The sequence below is a fragment of the Bacillus timonensis genome (genome assembly GCF_004799755.1).
Lineage (GTDB): Bacteria > Bacillota > Bacilli > Bacillales > Bacillaceae_L > Ferdinandcohnia > Ferdinandcohnia timonensis_A.
This window is the reverse complement of record NZ_SLUB01000107.1, coordinates 1-5,152: the sequence shown is the minus strand read 5'-3', so window position 1 is coordinate 5,152 and position 5,152 is coordinate 1. Positions and strand designations below refer to the sequence as shown.

Here is a 5,152-nt window from a genome sequence, read left to right as displayed (position 1 = left end):
AGATGTGTATAAGAGACAGATATAGAACAGCGCGGTTTAGTATGTTTTTTTCCAATAAATCAAAAATTATGAAGCTAACTCAAAGTTAAGTGACGACCCTTTTGCGTCATTTTTTTTTTGCTGTGTTAAATAACTATGTTGATAATTCAACAAAATTAAACGCTTGGATTGATTCCAAGCGTCTACAATGTAAACCTTTATGTTTTTGCACCCGTTAATTGAAAAGAAATCGCGACTTTATTACTGAGTTTCTCGACTATCCGCCGTGTAGTCCAATACGAAATAAAGAATGTACATTGAAATAAAGTAAGCCAGCGCCGAATAAATTATATTCCATTCGCCATAGTGTAAAATGCTAATATAAACTGCATACAACTCAAGTAATACAAGAACGCATGTCCAACACAAGATATATATAAATTTCTTACTCGTATTAGATTTCAGGGGAAAATAATTAAAAATAATTACCAGTACAGCAATTTCACCAAGGACTACAACTAGGTACAACAACTCTATTTGTTCTTTATCAAAATACCAGTAAAGATTGTACTTTAAATCTAGATAAAGATCAGTTACAAAATTTATTAACAATGCAAACTGTATTGTAGCTAATAACTCATGCCTTGTTCTTTTTCTAGGCATTTTTAGAGCAACTAAGAAAACTAATATAACAGTTACTGTAAATAGCTTCATCAAGAGGAACACCTCGTTTTAAAAAACAACAATATCAACCCTATTATCATTATTTTATCGATGAATTATTCTTCTTTAACTACCCTTCCCCTTTAGTGGAGGAACGATAAACTTTCGCGTAAAAGGAATTTATTTTAAAGTTTTCCATTACAACCTTTGAATCTAATATTCCATTTGCTCCATATTCTGACATCACAATAAATGAATCCCCGCACTTTAGGAATATTTCAACCAATTAAGATAATTTACCAATTTAATATTACATGAAAGAATGTTATGTTTACTCCTATTTTTGGAACAATACAATAGATTGCATCAACGAATAAGGAGGTTAATTAGAAATGGATAATCAAAAATTAGCCAATCATGAATCATTGGATTTACATGAAGTTATTAATTTCAAAACACTTTGCTTAGCGAAATCAAAACTAATGCAAGGACTCGTATTTGATCATGATTTGAGAGCATTAATGCAAAAAGATGTTGAACAGTCCATGCAAGCGCTTGGAGAATTACAGACAGTTTATCAACGCGCACCTTTTGAAGCTCCAGTTCCTCAAAACCGACCAACACCTATAATAAATTGAAAGGAAGTACAATTCATTGAATAATGACTATTTAGACCCTATAAACTCGTTACATGTACCTGAGCTAGCTGATACCACATTTGCAATGGATTTCCTCCTTCGTGCCAAAGAAGGTGTTCGCAATATTGCTGTAGCATTAACGGAGTCCGCATCACCTGATGTTAGAACCCTCTTACGAAACCAGTTAATGCAAGGTATTGCCATGCATCAAGAAATTACAGAACTAATGATTAATAAAAAATGGTTCCATCCATACAAACTAAGTGAACAGTATAAACTAGATCAACTCTCTGCCAACAATACATTGATGATTGGCAAAATGAATCTATTTCCTGTTGAGACCAATAGAAAAGGTATGTTTGACCGGACACCTGATGATCACTAACACTGGAGGCTGTATAGCATGAAGGCAGTAACGTATCAAGGTATTAAAAATGTTGTAGTCAAAGAAGTTCCAGATCCAAAGATTGAAAAACCAGATGACATGATTATTAAAGTAACAAGTACTGCTATATGTGGGTCTGATTTACATTTAATTCATGGCATGATTCCTAACCTGCAAGAAAACTATGTTATCGGTCATGAACCAATGGGAATCGTCGAAGAAGTTGGCCCAGGTGTGACTAAACTTAAAAAGGGAGATCGAGTAATTATTCCCTTTAATATAGCATGCGGTGAATGCTCTTACTGTAAAAACCATTTGGAAAGCCAATGTGATAATTCTAATGATAATGGTGATATGGGTGCCTATTTTGGATATTCTGGTACAACAGGTGGTTATCCAGGCGGTCAAGCTGAATATTTAAGAGTACCATTTGCCAACTTTACTCATTTCAAAATTCCAGAGACTTGTGAGGAACCAGATGAAAAATTAACAGTTATTGCCGATGCGATGACTACTGGTTTTTGGAGTGTTGACAATGCAGGCGTAAAGGATGGAGATACAGTAATTGTTTTTGGCTGTGGTCCGGTTGGCCTTTTTGCTCAAAAATTCTGTTGGCTAAAAGGAGCAAAGCGTGTCATTGCCGTAGATTATGTAGACTATCGTTTGCAACACGCCAAACGTACCAACAACGTTGAAATTGTAAATTTTGAACACTTTGAAAATGTGGAATTACATTTGAAGGAAATGACGAAGGGCGGCGCTGATGTTGTCATTGATGCAGTTGGTATGGACGGTAAAATGACTGATTTAGAGTTCCTTGCGAGCGGAATGAAACTGCAAGGTGGAGCATTCAGTGCATTTATTATGGCTTCACAAGCAGTGCGTAAAGGCGGGACAATACAAGTTACAGGCGTTTACGGTGGCAGATATAATGGATTCCCAATGGGTGATATAATGAACCGAAACGTCAATATACGTACTGGACAAGCACCTGTAATTCATTATATGCCATATATGTTTGAATTAGTTTCGACAGGAAAAATTGATCCAGGAGATGTCGTAAGTCATGTACTTCCACTTAGTGAAGCAAAGCGTGGCTATGAGATTTTTGACACCAAAATGGATGATTGTATAAAAGTCGTGTTGAAACCTTGAGGAAGGAGATGAAAAAATGAATTACGCCTTACATGAAGTTCTTGAAGTCCATGAGGTAGCTGCATTTAAGACCACTTGTTTAACTAAATCCAAAACAATGAGAGCATTAGTTACAGATCCGCTATTAAAAGATATTATGCAGCAAGACATTGATGTATCTACGAGACAATTACAAGAATATGCTTCTATCCTTTCCAACGCTAAGCAGTAAATTAGGAGATGAATGAACATGAATCCAATCATTGAAACATTAACTGGCATGGACGCATTATCGGATCAAGTGGTTGCAATGGATCTACTCATTTCAGCTAAAAGTGGAGTTAGAAATTATGCCATGGCAGTTACGGAGGCAGGAACACCGGAAATTAAAGAAATGCTCACTCGCCATTTAGTAGAAGCTCTTGATATGCATGAACAAATATCAGCATATATGGTAGAAAAAGGGTGGTACCATGCTTGGGATACAAACGAACAGATCAGTTTGGATTTAAATAATATCAATACAGCATTGAACTTACCCACTCTGTAAAAATAAAAAAGGAGCAGGTTATCATTACAAACCTAAACTGTTCCTAATACAATGACAAATTCGATGTTTTTTCTTTTATAAATAGACTATTTTAGGCAAATTACGACCTATTGGCACACTTCGGTTCAATTTCACAAAAAAATGAACCTCTATTTTTGATTATCAAATGGTAGGAGCAGGTAATTCGTCAATTTTCATATGAAGTAAACTATAAAATGGACCATGTCTTGTTTAAAGGGAAAATACCCTTAGCAGATTCGGGAGGGCTCCCGTAACAATTCCAGACAGATATCTTTTTGTTTTCCATAATTAACTAATGAGAGCCAATGGAACCGTCCCTCTGGTTCTCTACTTCATCGATAAATTCATATTCAAGTGGGATGTCTGTTGTTGTATAGAAGAATCCTTTGTATCGAAGGGTGTCACTAGAGTTAATGATTAGTTCTTTCATTGGATCTCCTTTTTTGTTGTAAATGGTTGTGTCAAAGCGATATCCCATATAGCCTGCCGAGGGCTTCCCCTTTTTAAACGTAACCTCGTTTAAATTTTTGATGATTCGGTGGATCTCCTCCTCTGAAGTAATATCAAATCTAAATCCCGAATTCCCATCGACTATATTTATTTTTGAAACATCGGAAGGATTAATATCAAATAGCTTGTGAGGTACGTATGTAAAACTGTATAGTAGGACAAGAAGTAGTGGAATGACGATCAAAATGGTTTTCAATTTCATTGCGAAATCCACCTTTCAAATGTAAGGAGTGTTTTTATTGTTTATTAAGCTTACAAAAGAACAACAGCAATTCATGATTTCCGATATCCAGGAATTTTTCTCACTTGAAAGAGATGAAGAAATCAGCGAATTTGCAGCAGAACAGGTATTACATTTTGTAAAAGAAAAACTAGCACCACATATCTACAATGCCGCCGTCCATGATGTAAAAGCGGTTGTAGATCAACAATTCGCTTCTCTTGACGATGAAATTTTAACGCTCGAAAGACCTATTAAAAGATAGAGTAGTTTTTCATTCGATTGCTTACACTACTATACGAGGAGTGATAGCAAATGAAAAAAGACAATGATCCTTCTTTTGATCCAGATGATACATATGGTGTTTTTAAATCAGAGATGGAAGTTGATTCTGATGTCAACGAAGACATGAATCGCGAAAGATTGCTTGATGAGTCGGTTGAAGCTTTTATAAAATCGGAAAATGAGTTACCTAAAAAGTTCGAGAGAAAAAGGAAGAATCCTTCTTAACCTTTGAATATTTTGTTTATAAGAGGCAAGGTTGTTGCTCGAGGACATTTCGTACAGGATTTGAGTTGGTTTTGTCTTCGAGACCTTGCCTCAGAGACATTTCGTACTGCATTTGAGCTTGATTTGTCTCCGAGACCTTGTCTCAGAGACATTTCGTACTGCATTTGAGCTTGATTTGTCTTCGAGACCTTGCCTCAGAGACATTTCGTACTGCATTTGAGCTTGATTTGTCTTCGAGACCTTGTCTCAGAGACATTTTGTACTGCATTTGAGCTTGATTTGTCTCTGAGACCTTGTCTCAGAGACATTTCGTACTGCATTTGAGCTTGATTTGTCTTCGAGACCTTGTCTCAGAGACATTTCGTACTGCATTTGAGCTTGATTTGTCTCTGAGATGACTGCTCACGGACATTTCATCTAGCTTGTTGAGCAGATTTGTCCACGACAGCACGCCTCAGAGACATTTCGCACAGCATTTGAACTTGATTTGTCTTCGAGGTCTTGCCTCAGAGACATTTCGCACCTGTCTCTTATACACATCT

The 5,152-nt window shown here is 36.2% G+C and carries 9 protein-coding genes; 7 read left to right on the top strand and 2 right to left on the bottom strand.

The window, feature by feature from the left end; genetic code table 11:
- Nucleotides 1–240 precede the first annotated feature (240 nt).
- The gene (locus E1I69_RS25575; RefSeq protein ID WP_431731906.1) at nucleotides 241–642 is read right to left on the bottom strand and encodes a CBO0543 family protein; all 402 of its coding nucleotides are present in this window, start codon (nucleotides 640–642) and stop codon (nucleotides 241–243) included.
- 392 nt (nucleotides 643–1,034) lie between these two features.
- Between E1I69_RS25575 and E1I69_RS23775 the strand changes: the two genes are divergently transcribed.
- From E1I69_RS23775 to E1I69_RS23755, 5 genes are read left to right on the top strand one after another with little or no spacing between them, the layout of a single operon-like run.
- The gene (locus E1I69_RS23775; RefSeq protein WP_136381979.1) at nucleotides 1,035–1,280 is read left to right on the top strand and encodes a spore gernimation protein GerQ; all 246 of its coding nucleotides are present in this window, start codon (nucleotides 1,035–1,037) and stop codon (nucleotides 1,278–1,280) included.
- Nucleotides 1,281–1,296: 16 nt separating this feature from the next.
- Nucleotides 1,297–1,665, top strand: coding sequence for a spore coat protein (locus E1I69_RS23770; protein ID WP_136381978.1), 369 nt, complete (start codon nucleotides 1,297–1,299; stop codon nucleotides 1,663–1,665).
- A gap of 18 nt (nucleotides 1,666–1,683) precedes the next feature.
- Entirely contained in the window at nucleotides 1,684–2,820 is a 1,137-nt protein-coding gene (locus E1I69_RS23765; protein ID WP_136381977.1) for a zinc-dependent alcohol dehydrogenase, read from the top strand.
- 16 nt (nucleotides 2,821–2,836) lie between these two features.
- Nucleotides 2,837–3,031, top strand: coding sequence for a hypothetical protein (locus E1I69_RS23760; RefSeq protein WP_136381976.1), 195 nt, complete (start codon nucleotides 2,837–2,839; stop codon nucleotides 3,029–3,031).
- Between the two features lie 18 nt (nucleotides 3,032–3,049).
- On the top strand, nucleotides 3,050–3,349 hold the full coding sequence (locus E1I69_RS23755; protein WP_066322149.1) for a spore coat protein: 300 nt from the start codon (nucleotides 3,050–3,052) through the stop codon (nucleotides 3,347–3,349).
- Nucleotides 3,350–3,662: 313 nt separating this feature from the next.
- Here the strand turns inward: E1I69_RS23755 and E1I69_RS23750 are convergent, their stop codons facing one another.
- Nucleotides 3,663–4,082 (bottom strand): hypothetical protein, encoded by a 420-nt coding sequence (locus E1I69_RS23750; protein ID WP_136381975.1) that lies wholly within the window; start codon nucleotides 4,080–4,082, stop codon nucleotides 3,663–3,665.
- Nucleotides 4,083–4,119: 37 nt separating this feature from the next.
- Here E1I69_RS23750 and E1I69_RS23745 point away from each other — a divergent pair, with 37 nt between their 5' ends.
- Both E1I69_RS23745 and E1I69_RS23740 read left to right on the top strand, forming a co-directional pair.
- The gene (locus E1I69_RS23745) at nucleotides 4,120–4,365 is read left to right on the top strand and encodes a DUF2164 domain-containing protein (RefSeq protein WP_116350871.1); all 246 of its coding nucleotides are present in this window, start codon (nucleotides 4,120–4,122) and stop codon (nucleotides 4,363–4,365) included.
- Between the two features lie 50 nt (nucleotides 4,366–4,415).
- A complete protein-coding gene (locus tag E1I69_RS23740; protein WP_136381974.1) occupies nucleotides 4,416–4,610 on the top strand; it encodes a hypothetical protein in 195 nt (64 codons plus the stop codon).
- Nucleotides 4,611–5,152: the final 542 nt, after the last annotated feature.